Genomic DNA, 25,322 nt, shown 5'->3' with positions numbered 1-25,322 from the left:
GCGCTTCATCCACATTCGCGTGCGACACCCGCGGCCGATGAGCGTTCCTCGTTGACGATCGGCGGGTGAACCCAGAGTTGCTGCGACTCTTCAGCGCCCAGGCAGGACTGGCGTCCAGCGGCCAGATTCTGCAGCACATGACCAGACGGAGTTTCGAGAAAGCGCTCGAAACCGGTCCGCTGCAACGACTTTGGCCGGGCGTCTACTGTCTGGACGAACCCGACGACATGTTGCGGTTGCGGGGGCTCGACTTCCGCTGCGGAAGGCCGGTCGCGGCGTGCCTGCACACGGCCGCGGCGTTGTACGGCTTCGATACCGAGGAGCCGGCCGACCTCCACGTGCTCAGCCCGCCGGGCTCACGGTTGCGGTCGAGCGACGGCTTGGTCGTTCATCGTCGTGAGGGTGCGCCGCTGGGTGTCGTCAGCGGCAGACGGGCAACGACGCCGGCGTGGACCGCCGTGGAAGTCGCCCGCTCCCAACGCCGCCCGAGGGCACTGGCCACCTTGGACGCGGCTCTGCGCAGCGGCACCTGCAATCGGACCGAGTTGTGGCGGGCCGCGGTCGCCCAGGCGGGGCGACGCGGCATCGTCGCCGTGCGGGAGTTGATCGCCCTGGCCGACGCGCGTTCGGAGTCGCCGATGGAGAGCGAAGCGCGCCTCGCGATGATCGACGGTGGCCTGCCGACACCCGAGCTTCAGTACGGGGTCGCTGACGGTAACGGTGAGCTGCGGCGCCTGGACTTCGCGTGGCCCGACGTGCACGTAGCCGTCGAATACGACGGCGTCGATTGGCACAGCGACCCCGAGGCCATGCGGCGCGACCGCAGGCGGAGTGCAGCGCTGCTCGACGTCGGCTGGACGGTGATTGCGATTGTTTTCGACGACGTCCGCCACCGGCAGTGGCAGTTGGTCGACCGCATCGACAGACAGCTTCGGCGCGCTCGCGCGGCGTGAGCGACCGCGAATTGTCCGCGAAGTACGGCGTGTCGCGGGACAGACACGGTCGCTCGCGGCACAGGGACTAGGAGCCCGGGCCGATGTTGAGTGCGGGTCGGGTCCGCAGATGGTGCACGTATTCGGCTGGCGCGCCTGCGATTTCGGCGGCGTCGGCCATCACGCCGAGATAGCGCGCCGACGGCAGACCACCCTCCCACGCGTCCACCACGTACAGCCAGGCGAGCACGGGCTCGAAGTCGGTGTCCGACGAGATGCGATGCACCCGGCAGCGGATCTTCTTGTGGAACCCGAGTTCCGAGCCTTCCCAGCGATCCAGGTTGGACTCGTCGTCCTTGGTCATGTCGTAGAGCACGACGAAGACCTTCGACGTCGGATCCTCGACGACGGTGGCGAGCGCACCCTCCCAGCCGATGTCCGCCCCGCCGAACGTCAGACGCCAGCCGTACAGCCAGCCCGTTCCCGCCATCGGAGAATGAGGTGCGCGCTGCAACATCTGCTCCGGATGCATGTTCGATCCGTAAGCGGCATAGAGCGGCACCAGGAAAGACTAAGGGTTCGCGCGCCGCGCGGGCGATCAACCTCCCGCTTCGTTAGGTTGGGGACGTGGCAACCCGCATCGTGATCATCGGCGGCGGGCCCGCCGGCTATGAGGCCGCACTGGTCGCCGCGGCCCGTGGACCCGAAGTTGCCGAGGTCACCGTCATCGACTCCGACGGCATCGGCGGCGCCTGCGTGCTGTGGGACTGTGTCCCGTCGAAGACGTTCATCGCGTCCACCGGTGTGCGCACCGAACTGCGTCGGGCCCCCGACCTCGGGTATGCGCTGGAGTTCTCCGACGCCGAGATCGCGCTGTCCAAGCTCAACGAGCGGGTCAAGACGCTGGCCGCCGCGCAGTCCGCCGACATCGCCGAACGGCTGCGCAACGACGGCGTCACGCTGATCGCCGGCCGCGGTGAACTGGTCGACGACATGGCGGGGATGGCGACCCACACGGTCAAGGTGACCGAGCACGACGGCACCGTCAGCACGATCAAGGCCGACGTCGTGCTGATCGCCACCGGCGCCAGCCCCCGCGTGCTGCCCGGCGCCGAACCCGACGGCGAACGCATCCTCAACTGGCGCCAGCTCTACGACCTCGACGAACTGCCCGAACACCTCGTCGTCGTCGGCTCCGGTGTCACCGGCGCGGAGTTCGTCAACGCCTACACCGAACTCGGGGTCAAGGTGACGGTGGTCGCCAGCCGCGACCAGATCCTGCCGCACGAGGACTCCGACGCCGCCGCCGTGCTCGAGGACGCGCTGAGCGATCGCGGTGTGACGTTGGTCAAGAACGCGCGCGCCCAGTCGGTCACGCGCAACGGCTCCGGCGTGCTGGTCACGATGACCGACGGGCGCACCGTGGAGGGCAGCCACGCGTTGATGACGGTCGGGTCGGTGCCCAACACCAGCGGCCTTGGCCTCGAACGGGTGGGCATCGAGCTCGGTGAGGGCGACTATCTGAAGGTCGACCGGGTGTCGCGCACGGGGGTGCCCGGCATCTACGCCGCCGGTGACTGCACGGGCCTGATGCTGCTGGCGTCGGTGGCCGCCATGCAGGGCCGCATCGCGATGTACCACGTGCTGGGCGAGGGGCTCGAACCGATCCGGTTGCGGACGGTCGCCGCGGCGGTGTTCACCCGGCCCGAGATCGCCGCGGTGGGGGTGCCGCAGTCCAGAATCGACGACGGATCGGTGGCGGCGCGAACGATCACGCTGCCGCTCAACACCAACGCCCGCGCCAAGATGTCGAGCCTGCGGCGCGGTTTCGTCAAGATCTTCTGCCGCCCGGCGACCGGAGTGGTGATCGGCGGTGTGGTGGTCGCGCCGATCGCATCGGAGCTGATCATGCCGATCGCGCTGGCCGTGCAGAACGGCAACGACGTCGAGGATCTGGCGCAGACGTTCTCGGTCTACCCGTCGCTGTCCGGGTCGATCACCGAAGCAGGCCGCCGCCTGATGGCGCACGACGATCTGGACTGAGTCCACGTAGCCTGGACGGGCGAGCGTACCCACGAGTAACTAGGAGCCAATCCGGTGAGTGACCCGATCCCGGCGAACGGGCAGACGCTTCTGGGTCCCCAGCAACGGGCCGAGGCCTGGGAGCGGCTCGGCAGCGAGCAGTTCGATGCCGTCGTGATCGGCGGGGGAGTCGTCGGGGCCGGTGCGGCACTGGATGCGGCCACGCGCGGTCTGAAGGTCGCGCTTGTCGAGGCGCGCGACTTCGCGTCGGGCACCTCGAGCCGCTCGTCGAAGATGTTCCACGGCGGACTGCGTTATCTCGAGCAGTTGGAGTTCGGGTTGGTGCGCGAGGCGTTGCACGAACGCGAACTGTCGCTGACGACGTTGGCGCCGCATCTGGTCAAACCGCTGCCGTTTCTGTTTCCGCTGACCAATCGGTGGTGGGAGCGTCCGTACGTCGCGGCGGGCATCTTCCTCTACGACCAGTTGGGCGGCGCGAAATCGGTCCCGGCGCAAAAGCATCTGACGAAGTCCGGAGCGCTGCGGCTGGCACCGGGACTCAAGCGGTCGTCGTTGATCGGCGGCATCCGGTATTACGACACGGTGGTCGACGACGCACGCCACACGATGACGGTGGCGCGCACGGCCGCGCACTACGGCGCCGTGGTGCGGACCTCGACACAGGTGGTCGCGTTGCTGCGGGAGGGTGACCGCGTCACCGGCGTGGAGGTCCGCGACTCCGAGAACGGCGCCGTGACCGAGGTGCACGGGCACGTCGTCGTGAACGCCACCGGCGTGTGGACCGACGAGATCCAGGCATTGTCCAAGCAGCGCGGGCGATTTCGGGTGCGCGCCTCCAAGGGCGTGCACATCGTGGTGCCGCGCGACCGGATCGTCAGCGAGGTGGCGATCATTCTGCGCACCGAGAAGTCGGTGCTGTTCGTGATTCCGTGGGGCACGCACTGGATCATCGGGACCACCGACACCGACTGGAATCTGGACCTGGCGCACCCCGCGGCCACCAAGGTCGACATCGACTACCTCCTCGAAACGGTCAACACGGTGTTGGCGACGCCGCTGACCCACGACGACATCGACGGCGTTTACGCCGGGCTGCGACCGCTGCTGGCCGGCGAGAGCGAGGAGACCTCGAAGCTGTCGCGCGAGCATGCCGTCGCGGTGCCCGCCCCGGGATTGGTCGCGATCGCCGGCGGCAAGTACACGACCTATCGGGTGATGGGTGAGGACGCCATCGACGCTGCGGCCGAGTACATCCCGGCGCGGGTGGCGCGCTCGATCACCGAAAAGGTTCCCCTGATGGGCGCCGACGGCTACTTCGCCTTGATCAACCAAACCCAAAGCGTCGGAAAGCATTACGACCTGCATCCGTACCGGGTGCGCCACCTGTTGGACCGGTACGGCTCGCTGATCGGCGAGGTGCTGCAGATGGCCGAGGGCAATCCCGAACTGCTGACCCCCATCACCGAGGCGCCTGTCTACCTGAAGGTCGAGGCTTTCTACGCCGCGGCCGCCGAGGGCGCGTTGCATCTGGAGGACATCCTGGCCCGGCGGATGCGGATCTCGATCGAGTACCCGCACCGCGGCGTGGACTGCGCGCGCGAGGTCGCCGAAGTGGTTGCGCCAGTGTTGGGTTGGAGCGACGAGGACATCGACCGCGAGGTCAACACCTACCTGGCGCGGGTGGATGCGGAGATCCGCTCGCAGCAGGAACCCGACGACGAGTGCGCCGATGAGTTACGGGCGGCGGCGCCGGAGGCGCGCGCCGAGATCCTCGAACCCGTTCCGCTCAATTGAGGCGCAGGCGTTGAGGCGCCCGGCGCCGCTGCCCGTGCGGGACGGGTTGGGTCCGGCACGGGTGCGGCTGCGTGGCGGCGCGGTCCTGGTCGAGCTGGCCGACCGGTTCGGTGAGGCAGCCGCGGCCAAAGTGCTTGCGGGCGAGGTGGTGACCGCCGACGGCGACGTCGTGACCGCGGGGACCGTACTGCCGCCCGGTGCGTTCGTGTACCTGTACCGCGAACTGCGCGAAGAGGTTCCGGTGCCGTTCGACATCCCCGTCCTGCACCGCGACGACGACATCGTGGTGGTCGACAAACCGCACTTCCTGGCGACGATGCCGCGCGGTCGCCATGTCGCGCAGACGGCGCTGGTGCGGCTGCGCCGCGAACTGGACCTGCCGGAGTTGTCGCCGGCGCATCGCCTGGACCGGCTGACTGCCGGTGTGCTGCTGTTCACGACGCGGAGTGAGGTGCGCGCGGCATATCAGACCATGTTCGCGCGCGGTGGGGTGCGCAAGACGTATCTCGCGCGGGCCGCAAAAGATCCGGCGCTGGAGTTCCCACTCGTAGTGCGCAACCGGATCGTCAAGCGGCGCGGACAGTTACAGGCGGTGGAGGAGCCGGGCGAGCCGAACGCCGAGACGCTGGTCGACCATCTCGGCGACGGGCTGTACCGGTTGATGCCGCGGACCGGAAGGACGCATCAGCTTCGGGTGCACATGGCCTCGCTGGGCCTGCCGATCGTCAACGATCCGCTATATCCGGACGTGACCGACGTCGCGCCGGAAGACTTTTCGCGCCCGCTGCAGCTTCTGGCACAACGCCTCGAGTTCACCGACCCGCTGAGCGGAGGTCAGTGCGACTTCGTCAGCACCCGGACCTTGTGACTCAGCGACGCTCGACCGGCTCGTCGACCTTTGCCCCCGCGGCGATCACGGCGCGGTTGCGTTCGGCGACCGTCCGCAGCGACATCTTGACCAGCCAGCGGTCGTAGGTCATGTACCCGTTGACCTCGTTCTCGACGTCGGTGGTCTGGGTGTAGATGGCGCCGGACAGGCCGCCCTTTCGGACCTCGTCCTCGAGGTCGCGGCTCACCTGGACGTAGCGCTCGGTCAATCGTGCTCGGCTGTCGGTCATTTCGTAGGCCTGCGGCCTGCCGGGCCAGCGGTTGCCGTGGGGGATCAGCCCGAGGCCGCCGTACTCGCCGTTCACCACGACCCGGTGCTCCAGCGGAATCGGGCGGTTGCCCAGCATCGTGCGCTCGTCGCGCGGGGTGGCCGGGTTGTCGTGCAGGACCGGGCGACCGGGCCCGACGTACGTGTGGTCGTCGTACACGTCGCCGGCCCTGCTGTCGGGCCGCGACTTGCAACAGTTCACCCCGCTGTTGGCGTTCACCATCCGGGTCGGGTCGGCGGCCTTGGCCACGCCTGCGATCCGCGCGGTGTCGAACTCGCCCCACCCTTCGTTGAAGGGGACCCAGCCGACGATCGAAGTGACGCTTCGCAACTGATCGATCATCTCGACGAGTTCACGTTCGAAGTTGACCTTCGCCGCAGGCGACGGATCCGGTGCGGGACCGACCGGGACGTCGAGGGACACGTCCAGCGACGGCATGTCCTGCCACACCAGCAGCCCGAGCTTGTCCGTCCAGTAGTACCAGCGCGCCGGTTCCACCTTCGCGTGCTTGCGCACGAAATTCATGCCGAGCGCCTTGGTGCGTTCGAGGTCGAACCTCAGCGCGTCGTCGGTGGGAGCGGTGAAGATGCCGTCGGGCCAGTAGCCCTGGTCCAGCGGGCCGTGCAGGAACGTGATCTTGTCGTTCAACGCGATTCGCGGACGGCCCTGCGGGTCTCTGACCGTGCTGATGGTGCGCAGACCGCCGTAGCTGGCGACCTCGTCGACGACTTTGCCTTCGGGCGCGACCAGTCGCACCTGCAGGTCGTAGAGGTACGGGTCGTCCGGTGTCCACAGGCGTGGGTCCGGAACCTGCACGCGCACCGGCTTGCCCGGTTCCCCGTAGTTGCGGGCCAACGTCGGACCGTCGGGCGCCGACACGATCACCTCGGCGCGTTCGTCGGTCGTCCCCGTGGAGCGCGTTGTGACGGTGAAACCCTTTAAATCCGCTGTGACGTCGAGCTTCTCAACGTGGGCGGCGCGCACGGGTTCGATCCACACCGTCTGCCAGATGCCGGACGCGCCGGTGTAGAAGAGACCCTCGGGATCGTTGCGCTGCTTGCCGACGGCGAACGGTGCGGCTTCGTTGCGGTCCTCGGCGCGCACGACGATCTCCTGGGTGCCCGACCAGCGCAGCGCGTCGGTGATGTCGGCGCTGAACGCGGTGAACCCGCCTTCGTGGTGGGCGACACGCTTGTTGTTGACCCACACCGTCGCGGTCTGGTCGACCGCGCCGAAGTGCAGCAGTACCCGCTGTCCGCGCCAGGTGCCCGGCACCTGAAAGTTCTTGCGGTACCACATCTGGTCGTCATGACGCTTGATCCCCGACAGCGCCGACTCCGTGGGGTAGGGGACCAGGATCTTCTCGTCGAACTCCTTGGCCGACGGCGGCGTCGTCACCGCGGTGTCCTGCGAGCGCCCGGTGTAGGCCCAGACCCCGTTCAGATTCAGCCAGCGCGCCCGCGCCATCTGCGGACGGGGGTATTCCGGCAGGGCGTTGTTGGGTCCGACGAGATGCGTCCACGGCGTCGACAGCGGCGGGCTCTGCCGCTGCCACGCCTCGGCCGCGTTCGCCGGGGCCGCGCAGATCGCGAAACCCGCCGCCAAGGCCAGCGGTACGGCCGCCATCCGGCTGAGTATCTTGCGCACACGGTGCCGGTTGTTCGACAGCTCGGTGTTCACGGCCACGACTGCTAGTCCCCCCTGCTGGAAACCATCGACGGAAATGCGGTTCGGGTGCTGCGCACCGGACGCCATAGCAAACCTAGTCAGGAGCAGGCCGCGAGGAATCAGGTGTTTCCCTATGCTTTGCATCGGCATGGACGAACCAACCGGTTCGGGCAGGTATCGCGCACCGATCGTGGAAACGATCAAGCTCGCGTGAGTGCGTGAGAGTTGGTGTGCCACACCATAAATGCAAAGTCAAGACGCGCGTCTAGCCTAGCATCGATCCATCGCCGGTGCCACGGGTCGCGCGGCTGTGCGCTGCCTTCCGGACCGAGTGTGTCTCGTCGCTGCGCTGAGGCCGGACACCAAGATATAGCAAATGGTGAATAGGTGAGCTAGATGTACGGCTGGGTATCCTGTTCGGAGCCGGATGCGGCCACCATACAGGAAGGAATGGTTCGGGCATCGCAGTAGACATCGAAGACGCTGAGGGCGTCGTTACGGCGACTCGCCGATCGCGCATTCGGCCCCCTGACGCGAGCGTCACTGCCACAATCGGGTCGGGCGACGGCGCTTGGCACGTCGCCGGAGGGAGGAGATGTGCGCAAGGTAGTGCTGTGCGCTGCTGCGGCCTTGTTCGCCGGGGGATTGGTGACCGTGAACCCGCCGAGCGCCGAGGCAACGCTCTGCGGTTCGGTCGGCGGCAGGTTCGTCGATGTGACCGGCTGCGCGGACCCGCTTTCGTATCTCAACGAGTTGCCGCCACCGCCTCCACCGCCGCCACCACCACCGGTGTACGTCCCGCCACCACCGGCGCCGAACGTCAACGTGTGCGCGAACGTCGGACGACGGATCAGCGTGAGCGGTTGCATCTGAGGTCAGGCCCATCTGCTTGACTGACGGCCGTGGACCGCGCTTCGTTCGACCGTCTCTTCGACATGACCGACCGCACCGTGATCGTCACGGGCGGAACCAGGGGCATCGGCCTCGCGCTGGCCGAGGGCTTCGTCCTCGCCGGCGCCCGCGTCGTCGTGGCCAGCCGCAAACCCGACGCCTGTGAGCGGGCCGCGGAACATCTGCGCGGACTCGGCGGCTGGGCCGTCGGCGTGCCGACCCACCTGGGTGAGGTCGACGCCCTCGAGGCGCTGGTGCAGCGCACCGTCGACGAGTACGGCGGCGTCGACGTCGTGGTCAACAACGCCGCCAACGCCCTGGCGCAACCACTGGGTGAGATGACGCCCGATGCGTTGACGAAATCCTTCGAGGTCAACCTGCGCGGGCCGGTGTTCCTGGTGCAGGCGGCCCTGCCCTACCTGAAGGCCAGCGCGAAAGCCAGTGTGATCAACATGGTTTCGGTCGGGGCGTTCAACTTCTCGGCGTTGACCTCGATCTACTCTGCCAACAAGGCCGCACTGATGTCGTTCACCCGATCGATGGCCGCCGAGTTCGCGCCCTCGGGCATCCGGGTGAACGCGATCGCCCCCGGACCGGTGGACACCGACATGATGCGCAACAACCCGCAAGAGGTCGTCGACGGGATGGCGCGCAGCACCTTCCTCAAACGGCTCGCATCGCCCGACGAGATGGTCGGCACCGCCCTGCTGTTGGCCTCGGATGCCGGCAGCTACATCACCGGAACGGTCATGATCGTGGACGGCGGCGGAACGCCTCGCTAGCCTCGCGCATCTCACCGCTGGTCGAGGCCAGGATCTGGCTGCGGTTCTCCAAGTGCAGGGCGGCTTCCAGGCTCGACGCCTCCAAGTTCGCACACAGCACCTGCTTCGTCGACTCGAGGCCGAACTTGCCATAGCCACAGAGTGTCTCGGCGATCGCCATGGCGTCGAAAACGATCGCTTCGTCGGTCGACACCCGCGACACCAGGCCGAGCCTCAGCGCTTCCGGGGCGTCGACGGCGCGCGCGGTGAGGATGAGGTCGAACGCCGGTCCGGCGCCGATGATCCGCGGAAGCGTGTAGCTGACCCCGATGTCGCAGCCACCGAGACCCAGCTTGATGAACTGGGTGCAGAAGCGCGCCGACTCCGAGGCGATGCGGATGTCGCAGGCCAGCGCGATGCCCATTCCGCCGCCGTATGCGACCCCGTTCACCGCGGCGATCACGGGTTGGCGCAGCCGGTGGATGCGTGCGGTCAGGTCGGCGATGCGCTCCTGCCAACGCATTCCCGAACGCGGGAACTCCGTTCCTTGGCCTGTCTTCTCCGGGTTGGGATCGGTCAGGTCCAGACCCGAGCAGAACCCCCGTCCGGCTCCGGTGAGCACGACGACGCGGCACTCGTTGTTGGAGTCGATCTGCGCCAGCGTCGCGTGGAGGTCCTCGACCAGTTCGTAAGACAGCGCGTTGAGCTTCTCGGGGCGGTTCAGCGTGAGGACGGCGATGTCGGGACGGGGGTAGGCCAATTCGAGGTGCGGCATGCAGCACACGCTAACCCGCGCCTGGTTTCACCCGCTGCTGCGCCATCCCGCGACACCGACTGCGATCATGCGCAGCTGTTTGACCGCCACTCGTTTGATCTCGTTGAGCGCGGCCTGGTCGTGGGCGTCCTCGATGGCCTCGGCGATCACGATCATCGCGTTGACGAACAGGCTCGCCAGGATGTTGAGATCTTCGCTGCTCCACGTGTTCAGGTTCGGGAAACGGGCCAGGTCGATCGCGAGCTCGGAGGTGATCAGCCGGATCTCGGTGCGGATGGCGTAGCGCAGAACGGTGACGCCGCTGTTCCGTTCGCGGCCGATGAACCGCCAGTGCTCGCGCCGTTCGTTCACGCCGTCGATGAGGATGTCGACGCTGGACTCGATGACCCGCTTCGGGTCGAGCCTCCCCGCGCGGGCCCCGCGCAGCATGTCGCGCAGGCTGCGGAATGACTCGTCGATGAGGACGAGACCCAGGGCTTCCATCGACTCGAAATGCCGGTAGAACGCCGCGGGCACGATGCCCGCTTCGCGGGTCACCTCCCGCAGGCTCAGCGCGGAGAAGCTGCGGTCCTCGAGCAACTTGAGGCCCGCCGCGACGATCGCCTGCCGGGTGGCCTCCTTGCGCTCCTCGCGGGACATGGTCGTGCGCGGGTGCTCGCGCGAACGTGACCGTCCCGACCGGCTCGACCGTGAGCCAGGCGTACGACTGTTCACTGTGTGAAACATACCACAACCTGGGTGAATGGGTTGACGAGGTGCTGTACATGCAGGGACGGTGTACATATGTTCACTCAAACGTTGACGCGTGGTCTCCGGGACAGAGTGCTCGGGTCACCGCTGGTCGACCTGCTCACCGGCCCCCATGGCGTGGACCGATACACCGAGCTTGTCGCGCCCACGTGGACGCGCTCAGATGCTCGCGCGGAAGTCGTCGCGGTGCGGCGGCAGACGCCGCGCAGCGTCACCCTCACGCTGGAGCCGAATCAGGCGTTCACCGGTTTTCGCGCCGGACAGCACATCAACCTCACGGTCGAGATCGACGGTCGTCGTCGCACCCGGCCGTACTCTCCGGCCAACGCCGAGGGGGACCCTTACCTCGAGCTGACGGTGGGACGCCATGACGGCGGGCTGGTCTCCGCGCACCTGTGCGAGAACGCCCACCCCGGCATGATCGTGGGATTGGATTCGGTCGGCGGCGACTTCGTGCTCCCCGACGACGCACCGCGCCGCATCCTGTTCGTGTCCGGCGGCAGCGGCATCACACCGGTGATGTCGATGGCGCGGACGCTGCGAGCCCGCGGGTACGGCGGCGAGGTGGCATTCATCCACTACGCCCGCTCGGCCGAGGACGCGTGCTACCGCGCCGAGCTCGACACCATGACCGGCGTGCGGGTACTGCACGGCTATACGCGGTCGACGGCCGGCTCCGACCTGACCGGTCGCTTCGGCCCCGCGCATGTGGAGGCGGCGATGCCCGACCCCGATGCGGTGTTCGTCTGCGGCCCGCCCGAACTCGCGTCGGCCGTGCGCGAGCACTGCACGAACGTGCACTCGGAAAGCTTTGTGCCCCCGACGTACACCGCGCCCGCCGAACCCTCGGGCGGCACGATCACGTTCGCCGATAGCGGGGTGGCAGTGACCGACGACGGCCGCCCGCTGCTGGAGCAGGCCGAAAACGCCGGCCTGACCCCCGAAAGCGGATGCCGAATGGGCATCTGCCACAGCTGCACCCGTCGCAAGACGCGCGGCGTGGTGAAGAACCTGGTCACCGGCGCGGTGTCGACCGCGGAGGACGAAGACGTGCAAATCTGCGTCTCGGCCCCTGTCGGCGACGTCGACCTCGCGTTGTAGAAACCGAAAGGAGTTCGACATGACCGTCATCACCGACATCACTTCGAAACCGCACACCCTCGAAAAGACGGTGGCGGGCAAGAAGATCAGTCTGACCGCCGAGCAGGCCGAGGCCTTCGGCCGCGAACTCGACGCGCTCAAGGAACGCGTGATCGCCGACCTCGGCGAGCGCGACGCCACCTACATCCGTCGAATCATCAAGACGCAGCGCGCATTCGAGATCGGCGGGCGGGCCCTGCTGTTCGGCGGAGTGTTCCCGCCGTTCTGGCTGGCGGGCACCGCGCTGCTGGGACTGTCGAAGATCCTCGACAACATGGAGATCGGCCACAACGTCATGCACGGTCAATACGACTGGATGGGCGATCCGAACATCTCCAGCCGGGGCTTCGAGTGGGACACCGCCTGCCCGGGCGAGCAGTGGCGCCACTCGCACAACTACATGCACCACACCTACACCAACATCGTCGGGATGGACCGCGACGTCGGTTACGGCATCCTGCGGATGAGCAAGGACCAGAAGTGGACGCCGTACTTCCTCGGCAACCCCGTCTACGCCTTCCTGCTGATGGTGCTGTTCCAGTACGGCGTCGCGCTGCACGAACTCGAAACCGAGCGCATCCGCGCCGGCGAGATCACGATCGCCGACAAGCGAGAAATCCTCGAGGGCATCTGGCGCAAGACCAAACGCCAGACGCTCAAGGATTACGTGGCGTTCCCGCTGCTGGCCGGGCCGTTCGCGCCGTGGGTGGTCGCGGGGAACCTGACCGCGAACCTGATGCGCAACGTGTGGGCGTACATGATCATCTTCTGCGGCCACTTTCCCGACGACGTGCAGGAGTTCTCCGTCGAGGAGACCAAGGCCGAGACGCGCGGTCAGTGGTATTTCCGGCAGGTGTTGGGCTCGGCGAACCTGACGGGCGGAAAGCTGTTCCACATCCTGAGCGGTAACCTGTCGTTCCAGATCGAGCACCATCTGTTCCCCGACATCCCCGCGCATCGCCTGGCCGAGATCTCCACCGAGGTCAAGGACATCTGCACCCGCTACGGGATCCCGTACAACGCGGGGTCGCTGCCGAGCCAGTTCGCGACGGTGGTGCGCAAGATCGTCCGACTGGCGCTGCCCTAGCGCCTCCGGGCGCCGGCGAGACTGCGGTTTCTGATGGAAATCGGCCGAAACCCGTCATAAACCGCAGTCTCGGCGCGGCTCAGGTCTGACAGACCGGACACCAGTAGGACACCCGATCGCCCGGCTTGTCGGGACGCGCCGAGTCCGACTCGATGGGCGTGCCACACCGTCGGCACGGTCGGCCACGCCGGCCATAGACCCACAGGTCGCGACCGCCGCGGGTGTCGCCGGTCGTGGTCCGGTTAACGCGGGACCTATTCAGCCACAGCATGTCTCGGGCCCGCTGCACCATCCGCAGCGGGTCTCTGACCTTGCCGACCGGGGTGGTGGGCAGGTAGCCGGTGACGAAGCAGAGCTCGTTGGCGTAGACGTTGCCGACGCCCGCCATCACGCGCTGGTCCAGCAGCGCCTCGGCCAGCGGCCGTTCCTGGTCCTCGACGAGGTTGGCCCTGGCGACGCGCGGTTCCCAGTCGTCGCCGAGCAGGTCGGGGCCGAGGTGTGCGACGGCTTCCATATCGTGGTCACGCTGCAGGATCTCCAGCACGCCGAGGTCGACACCGGCAGCTCGGGAGTCGCTGGTGTGCAACAGGATCCGGATCTTGTACTCCGGCACCCGCCTGATTTGGCCGCCGACCAGCCAGGCGCCCTCCATCTTCAGATGTGAGTGGATGCTGGCGTCCTCGACGCGGATGAAGAGGTGCTTACCGCGGCTGATCACCTCGTCGACGACGCAGCCCGTCAGGTCGACCGTCGCGAACTTCGGCACCCGCACGTCACAACGGGTGAGCTGCTTGCCCACCAACGCCTCGCGCAGCTTGGTGGCGGTGCGGTAGACCGTGTCGCCTTCGGGCATCCGTCAGCGCCTTCTGTTCGTCGCGCAGGCTCTCATCACCGTAACCGCAGGCCGCGCGGTGTACGGGCGAACCCAGCGCCCAGCAGGGCGTCGTGGACCGCGGCGCGCTCACCTTCTGCACCCGGTTCGAGAACGGGGACCCCGTTGACCTTCTCGATGAGAAATGATCCCACCCGACCGCTGCTGACCAGATCGGCCAGGGCCGCAGCGACGGCGACGTGCGCGTCGGTGTCCTCGGTGAAGCTCAACAGCGAGCGCCCGCCACGTTCGAGGAACCACACCAGTTCGCCGTCGACCATCGCGACCAGTGCACCGGCTTTGCGACCGGGGCGGTGTGAGACGTCGTCATCGGATCGCCGCGTCGGCCACGGGAGTGCGGCGCCGTAGGGGTTGGCCGGATCGGCGGCCGCCAGGACGACCGCGTGGTACTCGCGGTGGTCCTGGTCGACGCTGTCCAGATAGGTCCGCAAGCGGTCCACCGTGGATGCGACGGCGAACTGGGCGCCGCCGAGTGACTCGACGAAATAGCCCCGCTGGCATCGGCCGGCGTCCTCGAACGCCGTCAGCACCTTGTAGAGCATCGCGAAACCGCCGGGCACGCCCTCCGCGCCGACGGCTCCCTTGGTCAAGACCCCGTGCCTGCCGAGCAGCAGTTCGGCCTGGAAGTGCGCGCGCACAGTCGATTCCGGTTCGGGCATCGGCAGCGCCGACCACCGTCCAGCCACCGTGGGGTCGGCGTTGCGGGTTTGGGCGTGCGCGACGCTGTAGCGGCTCAACCGCGGCGCCCGCTGCCGCTGCCGGTGTGCTGGTGCGCTGCGCCGCCCCGACGATCCACGGGCGCCCATCAACTTCGCGCGCACCGGCGCGAACGTGTCGCCGGTGATCCAGCCCGCCCAGACCAGATCCCACACCGCGTTCTTGTGGTCTTCGGTCGGATTGTCCGCGAGCTGACGAAAAAAGAAAGCGCCGCCGCGGCCGAGCGCGTCGAGGATCGCCCGGTGGGTGTCGGTGAACTCGATCTCGGTGGGGGCGGTCAACGTCAACGGCGCCGACTCGGCGGCATGGAAGGCGATCCACCCGTCGCCACCACCGATCTGGCCGGCTCCCGACCAGGTGACCTCACCGGAGGCCAGCAGTTCGTCGAGCATGGCGGGCTGGTAGTCGCGGACGCGCTGACCGAACACCAGCGGCTCGACGGCCGAAGCCGGAATCGGCACGCCCGCAAGCTGATCGATCACGGCAGCGAGCCCGTCGACGCCGCTGTTGTGCGCCGAGCCAACCGACTGCCACGCGGGCAGGAAGCGTCCGTACGCCGCGGTGCTCACCGGCTCGATCTGCGCGCGCAGCGCCGCCAGCGACCGGCGCCGCAAAATCTTGAGCACGTCGCTGTCGCACCACTGCTCAGCAGCGCCCGGGTCGGCGACCGGCAGATCGGTGAACTCACCGCGAATCAGCTTGCCGTCGATGGCCATCCGGCCCAGCACGTCGGCGGTGACGCGCAACCCCAGGCCGAACCGCGCGGCCGCATCGTGTGTGGTGAACGGCCCTCGGGTGCGGGCGTAGCGGCCGAGCAGCTCACCCAGCGGGTCATCGACCGACTCGGTGAACGCCGTCGGCACCCCGACCGGCACGGCCACACCCACGCCGTCGCGCAACAGGCCGATGTCCTCGATCGCGGCCCACCAAGTCTGGTCGGCGAACGACACGGTCAACGCGCGCTTGGCAGCGCGCAGGCCCTCGAGCCAGCCGCCGATGTCGGAAGTCGTGCAGCGGTCGGCGATCTCGGTTTCGGTCAACGGGCCCAGCAGCCGCAGCAGGTCGGCGATGCCCTCGGCGTCACGGGCCCGCCGGTCCTCGCTCAGATGCTGCAGTTGTCGCGTCGTACTCGTGATCACCTGCGGGTCGAGCAGCTCGCGCAGCTCGACCCGGCCCAGCAGTTCGGCGAGCAGGACACTGTCCAGCGACAGTGCCGCCGCGCGGCGTTCGGCCAGCGGACTGTCGCCCTCGTACATGAAGGCGCCGACATAGCCGAACAGCAGCGAGGCGGCGAACGGCGACGGCGTGGTGGTCTCCACCTCGACGATGCGCAACCGGCGCTGGGCGACCCGGTGCATCAGCTCTGTCAGCGCAGGCACGTCGTAGACGTCCTGCAGGCACTCCCGCACGGCCTCCAACACGATCGGGAAGTCGGGGTACTTGCGCGCGACGTCGAGCAATTGCGCGGCGCGCTGACGCTGATGCCACAGCGGGGATCGCTTGCCCGGATGGCGTCGCGGCAGCAGCAACGCGCGGGCAGCACACTCGCGGAAACGGGACGCGAACAGCGCCGAGCCTCCGACCTCGGCGGTGACGATCGGCTCGATCTCGTCGGCGTCGAAGACGAACAGGTCTGCGCCAGGAGGCGCGTCCTCGGTGTCGGGCAGCCGCACGATGATGCCATCGTCGGACGCGGTGGGCTTCTCCTCGATGCCGTACCGCTCACGCAGCCGTCGCGACACCGCCAGCGCGAGCGGGCCGTGCACCCGCAGTCCGTAGGGCGAGTGCAGGATGACGCGCCAGTCGCCGAGTTCGTCGCGGAACCGTTCGACGACGAATGTGGCGTCCGAAGGGACAACGCCCGTGGCTTGGCGTTGGTCGTCGATCAGCTGCCACAGGTTGTCGGCGGCGAACTGGTCGAAACCCATTGAGCGGCAACGCTGGTCGAATTCGTCCTTACCGAGGCGGGCCAGCTCGCCGGTGTATGCCCCGACCGCAGCGCCCAACTCTGCTGGGCGGCCGACGCCGTCGCCGCGCCAGAACGGGAGTCGCGCCGGCTGACCGGGCGCGGGGATCACCAGGACGCGGTCGTGGGTTATCTCGGTGATCCGCCAACTCGTCGCGCCCAGCGAGATGACGTCACCCGGGCGTGATTCGTACACCATCTCCTCGTCGAGTTCCCCGACGCGGGAGGGCTTTTCGGAATCGGTGGCCAGATAGACCGTGAACAACCCGCGGTCGGGGATCGCGCCGCCGCTGGTGACCGCCAGCCGCTGTGCGCCGGGCCGAGCCGTCAGCGTGCCGGTATCGCGGTCGTACACCAGGCGAGGTCGCAGCTCGGCGAACTCCGTCGACGGGTACTTACCCGACAGCAGGTCCAGCGTCGCCTCGAACGCGCTGCGCGGCAGGGTGGTGAACGGGGCGCTGCGCCGCACCGCGTCGAACCAGCGGTCGGCGTCGAGCGGCTCGAGCGCACACGCGGCGACCGTGTGCTGCGCGAGCACGTCGAGCGGGTTGGTCGGCACCCGCATGGTCTCGATCTCACCGGAGAGCATCCGTTTCACCGTCACCGCGCAGCCGATCAGGTCGGTGCGGTGCTTGGGGAACAGCACGCCCTGCGAGATCTCGCCGACCTGGTGGCCGGCGCGGCCGATGCGCTGCAGCCCGCTGGCCACCGAGGGCGGGGCCTCCACCTGGATCACCAGATCGACTGCGCCCATGTCGATCCCGAGTTCCAGGCTCGAGGTCGCGACGACGGCCTTGAGCCGGCCGCTTTTCAGGTCGTCCTCGACGATCGCCCGCTGTTCCTTGCTGACCGAACCATGGTGCGCACGCGCCAGCAGCGTGGGCGCACCCGACGCCTGCCCACTGCCCATGATGTGGGCGGGTGAACCGCCGGCGACGCCGGTGTTGGGTCCCGTCTCGAGCTCCTGGCCGGTGCGTTCGGCGTGGATCTCGTTGAGCCGCGACGTGAGTCGTTCGGCGAGCCGTCGCGAGTTGGCGAACACGATCGACGAGTTGTGCGATTCGACCAGGTCGACGATGCGTTCCTCGACGTCCGGCCAGATGGTGTTGTTCTCGAGGTTCGCCATATCGGGCACCGGCACCTGGACCGACAGGTCGAACGTCTTGGCGGCGGGCGGCGCCACAATCGTCGTGCGGGCCTGACCCGACAGGAACCGCGCCACCTCCTCTGGGGGTCGGACGGTGGCCGACAACCCGATCCGCTGCGCGGCTGTGTCCAGAAGTTGGTCCAGCCGCTCGAGCGACAGCGCGAGGTGGGCGCCGCGTTTGGTGGCCGCCACGGCGTGCACCTCGTCGACGATGACGGTCTGGACGTTCGCCAGGGTGTCGCGCGCCGCCGAGGTCAACATCAAAAACAGCGACTCGGGCGTAGTGATCAGAATGTCGGGCGGCCGGGCGATCAGTTCGCGCCGTTGCGCGGGGGAGGTGTCGCCGGAGCGCACGCCGACGCTGATCTCCGGGGCTGGCACGCGGCGCCGTTCGGCCACCCGGGCGATGCCGGTCAGCGGGGTGCGCAGGTTGCGCTCCACGTCGACGGCGAGCGCCTTCAGCGGCGAGACGTAGAGCACTTTGGTGCCGGCCCGCGGTTCGGCGGGAACGGATGCCAGTTGGTCGATCGCCCACAGGAACGCGGCGAGCGTCTTACCGGATCCGGTCGGCGCGATGACGAGTGTGTTGTCCCCATCCGCGATCGCCGCCCATGCTTGGGCCTGGGCGGGCGTCGGCTCGGCGAATGTGCCGGTGAACCACTCCCGGGTCAGCTCGCTGAACCGGGCGAGGGAGGATTCGCTCATCGACATCCATGGTGCACCCCACCACCGACAACTCTCCGGCGGTTTGGGTGCACTAGGTATCGCCCAGCGATAGTTAGTGCACCGAAATCACAGGTCAGCGGTGTTTCGGCGAGACCGCTTCACGGAGGGTAGAAGGGATGCCCGGTACCCGTCCGACGGCGTCGAACAGGGCGTGTGCGCACGCGTCGGCGACCAGACCGGCCTCGATGGACGGGTCCATCAGCCGTTGTCTGCACATCTCGAAGGTGAAGGCCAGCCAGCCGTAGACGGTGACGCGTAGATCGCGCTCCACCTTGGAGTCCAGGTCGTCGCCCACGGCGGCGTGGATGCGGCCGAGGATGCGGTTGGCCTGGCGATCGTTGTCGGTGTCCTCGATGCCGCGCAGCACGGCGTCGGAGCGGCCCGATCCCACGTAGGCGGCCCAAGCACCGTGTGGGTGCTCGTCGTCATAGCGCAGATAGGCGAGCACACCCTCGCGCACCTGGTCGAAAAGGCTCTGCCCGGGCCGCGGCGGCACGTTGGTGGCCTCGAACAACCGCTCGCCCTCCGCGCGGATCACCGCGGCGAAAAACGCCCGCTTGTCCGGGAAGTAGTGGTACATCAGCGCCCGGGACACTCCGGCGCGCTCGGCGATCTCGTCGATGCGGACCTCGTCGTAGGGCCGCTGACCGAACACCTCGGCACCGAGCGTCAGCAGTTCGCTGCGTCGGTCGGCGGGGGAGAGCCGCCGTCGTGAGTCGGCCATGCCGCCATCGTAGTGAACACATGTCAAACAGCGGCACTTCCGACATGCGGCCGGAGTATTCGGACAGCTCCGGGGTAACCCCTGGGGCGAGACATTCCGCGACCACGAGAGGCCATCGATGAGTTTCCCAGAACAACAGCAGTCCCCGCCCGGCGTGCAGAGCGAGATGACCCCAATCCCTGACTGCGGCGAGACGAGCTACCAGGGGTCCGGTCGGCTGACGGGTAAACGCGCGGTCATCACCGGAGGCGACAGCGGAATCGGCCGCGCGGTCGCGATCGCCTACGCGCGCGAGGGTGCCGACGTGCTGATCGCTTACCTGAACGAGGACGGCGACGCCAAGGAAGTGCAGAAGTACGTCGGGGAGGCCGGGCGCAAATGCGTGTTGATGCCGGGTGATCTCGCCGACCCGGCGCACTGCCGCGCCGTCGTCGACCGCGCCGTCGAGGAATTCGGCGGCATCGATGTGCTCGTCAACAACGCCGCCTACCAGATGACGCACGACACGCTCGACGAGATCAGCGACGAGGAGTGGGATTACACGTTCCGGCTCAACGTCGGGGCGTACTTCTACCTCGTGAAGGCCGCGCTTCCGCACATGGGCGCCGGTGCGTCGATCATCGGCAGTTCATCGGTGAACTCCGACATGCCGAACCCGAAACTGGCGCCGTACGCGGCCACCAAGGCGGCGATCGCCAACTTCTCCGCGAGCTTGGCGGAGATGCTGGGCGAGAGGGGCATTCGCGCCAACAGCGTTGCACCGGGCCCGATCTGGACGCCGTTGATCCCGTCGACGATGCCGCCGGAGAAGGTCAAGCAGTTCGGGGAGAACACGCCGCTGGGCCGTGCTGGTCAGCCGGTCGAGTTGGCGCCGGTCTACGTGATGCTGGCCTCTGACGAGGCGAGCTACGTGACGGGCGCGCGGATCGCGGTGACCGGCGGCAGGCCGATCCTGTAGCGTGCTGCGACCGGTCGATCGGGCGGTTTCACCCGCTTCTCGCGGCGTGTCGCGTATGAAACGGCACGTTCGGGCATCAGGGCGCCGACGGCTCCAGAAGTCGCCGGATCGTCGACCGTAACCGCGGGAGGTCGGCGCCGCCGACCAGCTCACATCCGTGAAGTTCGGCGAGTTTGCGTGCGGCGGCGGTGAATTCGTGGTTCGTGACGACCATCGTCCTGGTGCAGTCCTGCATGGGCGCACCGGCCACCACTTCCTGCACGGCGCTCGCGCCGACGGGGCGCGACTGTCGTTTGCACTGGATGGCAAGGCGATCCGGTCGCTTGCCGACGATGATGTCGACCCCCCAGTCTCCGGTGATCGCGGTCATGATCACCGGCGCCCCGCAGGACCGGGCCACCCGCGCCACATGATCCTCGAACTCCGCACCCGACATCGCCGCGGTGAGGTCCTCGCGTGCGCCGGGAGTGGTGACACCGACGAGCGTGCCTGCGAGGAAGCGCGGAAGCGCGGCGAGCACCACCGGCACGACAAGCCCGAGCGCGAGGCTCCACTGCGGGGCGACCCCGAGAAGCCACGCCCCGACGCCCGCCGCCGAGGCCGAAGCCAGGTACAGCTTTACGCTCACGTGACGGATCGTAAGGCGCGACCCCGACATACCCGCTTCGGCCGATCCGGTGCTTGTCAGAGAAACCAGTGGACGATCGTGCTGGAATACACGTGTGCGATCACCGGAGTTAGCCTGCGATCATGACTGACGAGTTGCCCGATACCGACGGGCAGACACCCGTCGAGCAGGCGCTTGCCGGTGGCGACCCGCATCGGGTGGGCTGGTTCCGGTTCTACTTCGCCGACGAACGCTGGGAGTGGTCGCCGCAAGTCGAACGGATGCACGGCTACGAAGCGGGTACGACGGAGCCGACGACCGAGCTGGTGTTGTCACACAAACATCCCGACGACTACCGCCAGGTGGCGGCGACGCTGGATGAGATCCGCCGTACGTCGGGCGCGTTCTCCACCCGCCACCGGATCATCGACACCCACGGCAAGGTGCACCACGTGGTCGTGGTCGGCGACCAACTCTTCGACGACAACGATCAGGTCGTCGGAACCCACGGGTTCTATGTCGACGTCACCCCGTCCACGCTGCAGCGGCGCGACAGGGCCTTCAGTGCGGCGGTCACCGAGATGGCGGAGGCCCGCGGTCCGATCGAGCAGGCCAAAGGGATGCTGATGCTGATCTACCGGATCTCCGCCGATTCGGCGTTCGAGTTGCTCCTGTGGCGGTCGCAGGAAACCAACACCAAGCTGCGAATCCTGGCCGAGCAAATCGCCAGGGATTTCCTCGGGCTGTCCTACGAGGAGGAGTTGCCGCCGCGGTCGACCTACGACAGGCTGCTGCTCACCGCACACTATCGCGTCGAAAACTGAGGTTTATCGGGCCCAGCAGCCGGGAACACCCTCTGCGTCTAATTCACATCGCTGATTGCGCAGCAAATTCGGGAGTTCTCGTCGTGTACCACGGTCCCAGCGAGCTGAGGCATTTCGACATCGGCATCCGCGACGCGGTGCGGTTCGCCATCGGTATCGGCGCCACCGGCGCCATCTTCCTGCTCGGCGCGATGGTGTGGGTGAGCACCTGCCAGGGCGCGACGGCTGACACCCTGGCCTGCGGCGCGCCTCAACGGACCCTGCTGGCGCTCGCTGCGCCCACAGTCCTGCTCCTGGGCGGGGCCCGCGCCTTCTTCCGCGCCTACCAGAACTGGCGAAAGGGCGAGATGTCGACCGCGTGGCAGGGTGCGGGATGGTTCTTGGTGACGTCGATGCTGTTGGTGCTCACGACGAGCATGCCCGCCCTCACCGGTTCCGCGGTGCTCGGCGGATGAGCACACCGGCGAACGCCGACCGCCCGTTGGCCGCCGTAGCGCTGGTCTGCAGCCTCAAACCCAGCCCCGCCGAGTCGAGCAGCGCATTGATGGCCGAACACATCTGCGAGAACCTGCGAGGTGCGGGTGTCGAGACGGAGGTGCTGCGCTGTGTCGATTACGCGATCGCACCGGGCGTCGAGGCCGACATGGGCGACGGTGACGAGTGGCCGCAGATCCGCGAAAAGCTCTTGGGCGCTGACATCTTGGTGTTGTGCACCCCGATCTGGTTGGGGCATCCGTCCAGCGTCACGCAGCGTGTGCTGGAACGCCTCGATGCCGAACTGTCGAGCACCGACGACGCCGGCCGGCCGATCATGGTCGGCAAGGTCGCCGTGGTCGGTGTCGTCGGCAACGAGGACGGCGCTCACAAAGTGATCGCCGACTGCTTTCAAGGCCTCAACGACATCGGCTACACCATCTCGGCCCAGGGCGGCACCTACTGGACCGGCGAAGCGATGCAGAGCAAGGACTACAAGGACCTCGACGAAGTGCCCGAGCCCGTCGCGTCGACGACTGCCGCGTTGGCCCGCAACGCCGCTCATCTCGCAAGGGCACTGGGGGCCGACCAGTACCCGCCGTATGAGTGAAGGCCGGCGTTCGGCCGGTTTCTGCCCCACTGCGGTCGGGTAGTTCTAGCGTTGTCAATAGCCCATACCCCGGGCGGAGGTATGCCGAGAGAGGAGTACCGATGAAAAGCCCGAAGGATCCCGTCGACCACGCGAGGACGACGCGTCCCCACGCCGGCGAGTCGATGAAGGACACCAAGAACATGCCGGGGCTGATCCTCATCGGTATTGCCCTGGTGCTGTTCGTCTCGGCGCTGGCGGCTCACGGCGCTGACGAACACGGCGTCGGCGTCGGATTGGGCAGCGGGTCGGCTGCGCTGTTCATCATCGGCGGTGGCTGGCTGCTCGTCGAGCATCTGCGGGTACGTAAGATCGAAGATCGTTGGTACGCAGAACATCCCGAAGCGCAACGGCAGAAACCGAGTAGCTGACGCACTGAAAACTGAAAAGAGAAAAGCCCAGCCGGTTCGGCTGGGCTTTTCCCGATTTAGATCGGTTACTGCTCGTTCTCCTGGCGCTTTTCGGCAGCCTCGGCGCCTGCGCGCGCGGATTCCGCTTCGGCTTCCTTCTTGGCGGCGTCCTGCTGGGCATCGGCCTTGTCCTGCTGGGCCTTGCCTTCGCGAACCATGTCATCGCGGCCGGTGACGGTGCCAACCGTTTCCTTGGTCTTGCCCTTCACGTCCTCGACGACGCCCTTGATGCCTTCTTCAGGGCCACTGTTCTTCTCGGTCATGTTCACCTTCCGCAGTGCAGTGGATCAGTCCAACCACGAGGAACTTCCTCGCGCAGGTGTCGGGTTCCCGAGGGCCTGATCGACTAAACGCTCGCCAGAGCAGGGTCACTCCGTCGCCGCATCGTCCTCGGGGTCGATCTCCACCGCCTCCAGCTGCTCCTGCCAGTCGGCCGGCGAGGCCTCCAAAGGCGGATTCGGTTGCGAATCAACGCCCGCCTCCTCGTCGAGAACCGGTTCGCTGGCGGCGCGCTGTTGTTCCACCGCGTCGGCCACGGGAACGTCGTCGGGCAGGCCTTCGCTGTCTGACATGCCCGCTGGTGTACCCCCGGCCCACATAGCGAAACGGTGTCGCGCCGCACCCCGTCGGCGCGGTGATCTGGATGTCCGGTACAAATCGAGGCTTGTCCGTGATGCGAAAGTCGTGGGGGAATCGTCTTACAAGTCAAGGGCTCGGGTAGGCGGGGCACATGTCGGTCGTCTCGACTCCACGTTCGGTGCTGCTTTGACATGTACACCGGACCTGGACGGGATTGTCCACGCGCGCAAGGTGTTTCGTGGGCAAACTGTATGACGAGCCGATCGATCTGGGGTGTTGAAGCTTACGAAGAGATCGAGCTGACGAGCCGATGGCGGGACGGCGACCCGGTCTGGACATACCCGCCGTCTACGTGGAGCACAATGCTCCGCGGTTCGTTTCGCGGTCGACAGCGTCTATCCGGTTGCCGAACGGAGCGACATCGCCGAGCACGCGCCCGGAGCCATTGTCGTCGACACCCGCAACCTGCTCGATGCGGCGTTGCTCGAGCCCGGGATGACCTATCTGGGCAACGGAACCCCGTCGGGTTACTGACCTTTGGCAACTTTGCGGATGAGTCGGGCCGTGCCGCGGTCGAGCACCTCCTGCCGTTCGGCCAGGGTCTTCATCTTCGCGGCGCGTCGGGCGGCCGAGGCGATGGTGAGCTCGGACTCGTAGGCCTGCACGACTCGCGGGTCGACGTAGGAACCTCGGGCCACCGCGGGTGTGTTGCCGAGTTCCTCGGCGACCTCCTTCATCACCGCGGACTCGACGCGCTTGATCACAGTCTTGTTGACCGGCGGGTCGGCCTCGACGAACGCGGCAGCCGCCAGCACGGTGCCGTGCCAGGTCCGCAGGTCCTTTACCGTGTACCGATCCCCGACGAGCTCCTTGAACCGCGTGTTCAGGTCGTCGGCGTGAATGTCGATCCAGCTCGAACCGTTGCGGCACACCAGCAGCCGCTCGGTGCGCTCCGGGCGGCGCAACAGCGCGCGGATCGAGCGGACCGCTTCGGGGTCGTCGATCAGCAGCGTGCGCCGCACGCCGCTCTTGGCGGGAAAGTCGAATTCGATGGCGTCGCGCTGCAGGGTCACGTGCTCGCAAAGCAGCGTCGCGATGCCGTACGAGTTGTTCTCCTCGGCGTACTGCTCAGAGCCCGCCCGGAAGTATCCGAGATCGGCCAGGTGCAGTGCGAGGGCCAGCACCCGGTCGCGGTGCAGCCCGCGGCGGCGCAGGTCCGCGGCGATGCGCCTGCGCATCTCGGGCAGCGCGGCCGACATCTCCAGGACCCGGTCGAACTTCTCCTCGTTGCGCTCCTCCTGCCACCTCTGGTGGTAGAGGTACTGGCGCCGGCCCGCGGCGTCCGTGCCCACCGCCTGGATGTGACCGTTGGGGTAGGGGCAGATCCACACCTTCTTCCAGGCGGGCGGGATGACCAGATCCTTGATGCGCTGCAGGGTCTTCTCGTCGGTGACCGGGGTGCCGTCGGGATGTTCGTAGGAGAACCCGCGACCGCGACGCACCCTCCGCAGGCCGGGGCCGCTGACGACGCTACGGCGAAGTCGCATGTTTGGCCCCTGGATGCAGGGGGGTATTGAACCCCCACCATGGAGAAGTCTTACTTTGTCGCGCCGTCAAAACGCCGCTGCTCACAGTCGTGTTCACCGTTTGC

At 67.5% G+C, this 25,322-nt stretch carries 24 protein-coding genes; 13 read left to right on the top strand and 11 right to left on the bottom strand.

The window, feature by feature from the left end:
* Positions 1 to 65: 65 nt before the first annotated feature.
* On the top strand, positions 66 to 953 hold the full coding sequence (locus A5790_RS21745; protein ID WP_066849121.1) for a hypothetical protein: 888 nt from the start codon (positions 66 to 68) through the stop codon (positions 951 to 953).
* A 67-nt stretch (positions 954 to 1,020) separates the two neighbouring features.
* Here A5790_RS21745 and A5790_RS21740 read toward each other — a convergent pair whose 3' ends face one another.
* Positions 1,021 to 1,494 carry a gamma-glutamylcyclotransferase gene (locus A5790_RS21740; RefSeq protein WP_064394215.1) on the bottom strand — a complete coding sequence of 158 codons (474 nt, stop codon included), beginning with the start codon at positions 1,492 to 1,494 and terminating at the stop codon, positions 1,021 to 1,023.
* A gap of 65 nt (positions 1,495 to 1,559) precedes the next feature.
* Between A5790_RS21740 and A5790_RS21735 the strand changes: the two genes are divergently transcribed.
* From A5790_RS21735 to A5790_RS21725, 3 genes are read left to right on the top strand one after another with little or no spacing between them, the layout of a single operon-like run.
* Complete coding sequence (locus A5790_RS21735; RefSeq protein ID WP_066849118.1) at positions 1,560 to 2,975, top strand: NAD(P)H-quinone dehydrogenase; 1,416 nt, start codon at positions 1,560 to 1,562, stop codon at positions 2,973 to 2,975.
* Between the two features lie 54 nt (positions 2,976 to 3,029).
* Positions 3,030 to 4,769: a glycerol-3-phosphate dehydrogenase/oxidase gene (locus A5790_RS21730; RefSeq protein WP_066849115.1), complete on the top strand. Its 1,740-nt coding sequence runs from the start codon at positions 3,030 to 3,032 to the stop codon at positions 4,767 to 4,769.
* A gap of 10 nt (positions 4,770 to 4,779) precedes the next feature.
* Complete coding sequence (locus A5790_RS21725; RefSeq protein ID WP_066849114.1) at positions 4,780 to 5,637, top strand: pseudouridine synthase; 858 nt, start codon at positions 4,780 to 4,782, stop codon at positions 5,635 to 5,637.
* Between the two features lies 1 nt (position 5,638).
* On the opposite strand, the gene A5790_RS21720 is transcribed toward A5790_RS21725, so the two are convergent.
* Positions 5,639 to 7,552, bottom strand: a complete 1,914-nt coding sequence (locus A5790_RS21720) for a glycoside hydrolase family 2 protein (RefSeq protein ID WP_066849775.1) — start codon at positions 7,550 to 7,552, stop codon at positions 5,639 to 5,641.
* Positions 7,553 to 8,191: 639 nt separating this feature from the next.
* Here A5790_RS21720 and A5790_RS21715 point away from each other — a divergent pair.
* Both A5790_RS21715 and A5790_RS21710 read left to right on the top strand, forming a co-directional pair.
* Positions 8,192 to 8,467, top strand: a complete 276-nt coding sequence (locus A5790_RS21715) for an RNA-binding protein (protein ID WP_066849111.1) — start codon at positions 8,192 to 8,194, stop codon at positions 8,465 to 8,467.
* Between the two features lie 29 nt (positions 8,468 to 8,496).
* A complete protein-coding gene (locus A5790_RS21710; RefSeq protein ID WP_066849105.1) occupies positions 8,497 to 9,267 on the top strand; it encodes an SDR family NAD(P)-dependent oxidoreductase in 771 nt (256 codons plus the stop codon).
* On the opposite strand, the gene A5790_RS21705 is transcribed toward A5790_RS21710, so the two are convergent.
* Together A5790_RS21705 and A5790_RS21700 are read right to left on the bottom strand one after the other, a co-directional pair.
* The gene (locus A5790_RS21705; RefSeq protein ID WP_066849103.1) at positions 9,233 to 10,021 is read right to left on the bottom strand and encodes an enoyl-CoA hydratase/isomerase family protein; all 789 of its coding nucleotides are present in this window, start codon (positions 10,019 to 10,021) and stop codon (positions 9,233 to 9,235) included. The two genes, A5790_RS21710 and A5790_RS21705, sit on opposite strands and share 35 nt — an antisense overlap.
* A 27-nt stretch (positions 10,022 to 10,048) precedes the next feature.
* Entirely contained in the window at positions 10,049 to 10,735 is a 687-nt protein-coding gene (locus A5790_RS21700) for a TetR family transcriptional regulator (RefSeq protein WP_066849772.1), read from the bottom strand.
* Between the two features lie 69 nt (positions 10,736 to 10,804).
* On the opposite strand from A5790_RS21700, the gene A5790_RS21695 reads away from it, so the two are divergent.
* On the top strand, positions 10,805 to 11,872 hold the full coding sequence (locus A5790_RS21695) for a ferredoxin reductase (protein ID WP_066849101.1): 1,068 nt from the start codon (positions 10,805 to 10,807) through the stop codon (positions 11,870 to 11,872).
* Between the two features lie 19 nt (positions 11,873 to 11,891).
* Positions 11,892 to 12,998: an acyl-CoA desaturase gene (locus A5790_RS21690; protein WP_066849099.1), complete on the top strand. Its 1,107-nt coding sequence runs from the start codon at positions 11,892 to 11,894 to the stop codon at positions 12,996 to 12,998.
* Between the two features lie 79 nt (positions 12,999 to 13,077).
* Here A5790_RS21690 and nei2 read toward each other — a convergent pair whose 3' ends face one another.
* From nei2 to A5790_RS21675, 3 genes are all read right to left on the bottom strand, one after another.
* Positions 13,078 to 13,851, bottom strand: coding sequence for an endonuclease VIII Nei2 (nei2, locus tag A5790_RS21685; protein WP_066849092.1), 774 nt, complete (start codon positions 13,849 to 13,851; stop codon positions 13,078 to 13,080).
* A gap of 35 nt (positions 13,852 to 13,886) precedes the next feature.
* Positions 13,887 to 18,425, bottom strand: coding sequence for an ATP-dependent helicase (locus A5790_RS21680; protein WP_156656484.1), 4,539 nt, complete (start codon positions 18,423 to 18,425; stop codon positions 13,887 to 13,889).
* Positions 18,426 to 18,519: 94 nt separating this feature from the next.
* Entirely contained in the window at positions 18,520 to 19,170 is a 651-nt protein-coding gene (locus A5790_RS21675) for a TetR/AcrR family transcriptional regulator (protein ID WP_066849085.1), read from the bottom strand.
* A 118-nt stretch (positions 19,171 to 19,288) separates the two neighbouring features.
* Between A5790_RS21675 and A5790_RS21670 the strand changes: the two genes are divergently transcribed.
* Positions 19,289 to 20,128 (top strand): SDR family oxidoreductase, encoded by an 840-nt coding sequence (locus A5790_RS21670; RefSeq protein ID WP_066849082.1) that lies wholly within the window; start codon positions 19,289 to 19,291, stop codon positions 20,126 to 20,128.
* Positions 20,129 to 20,204: 76 nt separating this feature from the next.
* Here A5790_RS21670 and A5790_RS21665 read toward each other — a convergent pair whose 3' ends face one another.
* A complete protein-coding gene (locus A5790_RS21665; RefSeq protein ID WP_066849080.1) occupies positions 20,205 to 20,786 on the bottom strand; it encodes a restriction endonuclease in 582 nt (193 codons plus the stop codon).
* Between the two features lie 92 nt (positions 20,787 to 20,878).
* On the opposite strand from A5790_RS21665, the gene A5790_RS21660 reads away from it, so the two are divergent.
* The 4 genes from A5790_RS21660 (at position 20,879) to usfY (ending at position 23,053) form a co-directional block, all read left to right on the top strand.
* Complete coding sequence (locus tag A5790_RS21660; RefSeq protein WP_066849078.1) at positions 20,879 to 21,559, top strand: PAS and ANTAR domain-containing protein; 681 nt, start codon at positions 20,879 to 20,881, stop codon at positions 21,557 to 21,559.
* Positions 21,560 to 21,642: 83 nt separating this feature from the next.
* Entirely contained in the window at positions 21,643 to 22,014 is a 372-nt protein-coding gene (locus A5790_RS21655) for a hypothetical protein (protein WP_066849076.1), read from the top strand.
* Positions 22,011 to 22,643, top strand: a complete 633-nt coding sequence (locus A5790_RS21650) for a flavodoxin family protein (RefSeq protein ID WP_066849074.1) — start codon at positions 22,011 to 22,013, stop codon at positions 22,641 to 22,643. The genes A5790_RS21655 and A5790_RS21650 overlap by 4 nt, the downstream gene beginning before the upstream one ends.
* A 101-nt stretch (positions 22,644 to 22,744) precedes the next feature.
* The gene (gene usfY, locus A5790_RS21645; protein ID WP_066849071.1) at positions 22,745 to 23,053 is read left to right on the top strand and encodes a protein UsfY; all 309 of its coding nucleotides are present in this window, start codon (positions 22,745 to 22,747) and stop codon (positions 23,051 to 23,053) included.
* Positions 23,054 to 23,118: 65 nt separating this feature from the next.
* On the opposite strand, the gene A5790_RS21640 is transcribed toward usfY, so the two are convergent.
* The 3 genes from A5790_RS21640 to A5790_RS21630 all read right to left on the bottom strand — a co-directional run bounded on the left by A5790_RS21640 (position 23,119) and on the right by A5790_RS21630 (position 25,218).
* Positions 23,119 to 23,355 (bottom strand): CsbD family protein, encoded by a 237-nt coding sequence (locus tag A5790_RS21640; protein WP_064346013.1) that lies wholly within the window; start codon positions 23,353 to 23,355, stop codon positions 23,119 to 23,121.
* Between the two features lie 105 nt (positions 23,356 to 23,460).
* Positions 23,461 to 23,664 (bottom strand): hypothetical protein, encoded by a 204-nt coding sequence (locus tag A5790_RS21635; RefSeq protein WP_066849068.1) that lies wholly within the window; start codon positions 23,662 to 23,664, stop codon positions 23,461 to 23,463.
* Positions 23,665 to 24,198: 534 nt separating this feature from the next.
* A complete protein-coding gene (locus A5790_RS21630) occupies positions 24,199 to 25,218 on the bottom strand; it encodes a DNA topoisomerase IB (protein ID WP_066849064.1) in 1,020 nt (339 codons plus the stop codon).
* Between the last annotated feature and the right edge of the window lie 104 nt (positions 25,219 to 25,322).

The organism is Mycobacterium sp. 852002-51152_SCH6134967, assembly GCF_001667105.1.
GTDB lineage: Bacteria > Actinomycetota > Actinomycetes > Mycobacteriales > Mycobacteriaceae > Mycobacterium > Mycobacterium neumannii_A.
Note: the sequence above shows the minus strand (reverse complement) of the source record. Positions and strands in the feature narration are given on the sequence as shown.

Bases quoted from the DNA above. Each gene is read 5' to 3' on its own strand.
- A5790_RS21680 (WP_156656484.1), bottom strand. From the start codon at position 18,425: ATGAGCGAATCCTCCCTCGCCCGGTTCAGCGAGCTGACCCGGGAGTGG.
- A5790_RS21635 (WP_066849068.1), bottom strand. From the start codon at position 23,664: ATGTCAGACAGCGAAGGCCTGCCCGACGACGTTCCCGTGGCCGACGCG.
- usfY (WP_066849071.1), top strand. From the start codon at position 22,745: ATGAAAAGCCCGAAGGATCCCGTCGACCACGCGAGGACGACGCGTCCC.
- A5790_RS21695 (WP_066849101.1), top strand. From the start codon at position 10,805: ATGTTCACTCAAACGTTGACGCGTGGTCTCCGGGACAGAGTGCTCGGG.
- A5790_RS21720 (WP_066849775.1), bottom strand. From the start codon at position 7,552: ATGGCGGCCGTACCGCTGGCCTTGGCGGCGGGTTTCGCGATCTGCGCG.
- A5790_RS21670 (WP_066849082.1), top strand. From the start codon at position 19,289: ATGAGTTTCCCAGAACAACAGCAGTCCCCGCCCGGCGTGCAGAGCGAG.
- A5790_RS21640 (WP_064346013.1), bottom strand. From the start codon at position 23,355: ATGACCGAGAAGAACAGTGGCCCTGAAGAAGGCATCAAGGGCGTCGTC.
- nei2 (WP_066849092.1), bottom strand. From the start codon at position 13,851: ATGCCCGAAGGCGACACGGTCTACCGCACCGCCACCAAGCTGCGCGAG.
- A5790_RS21650 (WP_066849074.1), top strand. From the start codon at position 22,011: ATGAGCACACCGGCGAACGCCGACCGCCCGTTGGCCGCCGTAGCGCTG.
- A5790_RS21630 (WP_066849064.1), bottom strand. From the start codon at position 25,218: ATGCGACTTCGCCGTAGCGTCGTCAGCGGCCCCGGCCTGCGGAGGGTG.
- A5790_RS21675 (WP_066849085.1), bottom strand. From the start codon at position 19,170: ATGGCCGACTCACGACGGCGGCTCTCCCCCGCCGACCGACGCAGCGAA.
- A5790_RS21705 (WP_066849103.1), bottom strand. From the start codon at position 10,021: ATGCCGCACCTCGAATTGGCCTACCCCCGTCCCGACATCGCCGTCCTC.
- A5790_RS21690 (WP_066849099.1), top strand. From the start codon at position 11,892: ATGACCGTCATCACCGACATCACTTCGAAACCGCACACCCTCGAAAAG.
- A5790_RS21660 (WP_066849078.1), top strand. From the start codon at position 20,879: ATGACTGACGAGTTGCCCGATACCGACGGGCAGACACCCGTCGAGCAG.
- A5790_RS21665 (WP_066849080.1), bottom strand. From the start codon at position 20,786: ATGTCGGGGTCGCGCCTTACGATCCGTCACGTGAGCGTAAAGCTGTAC.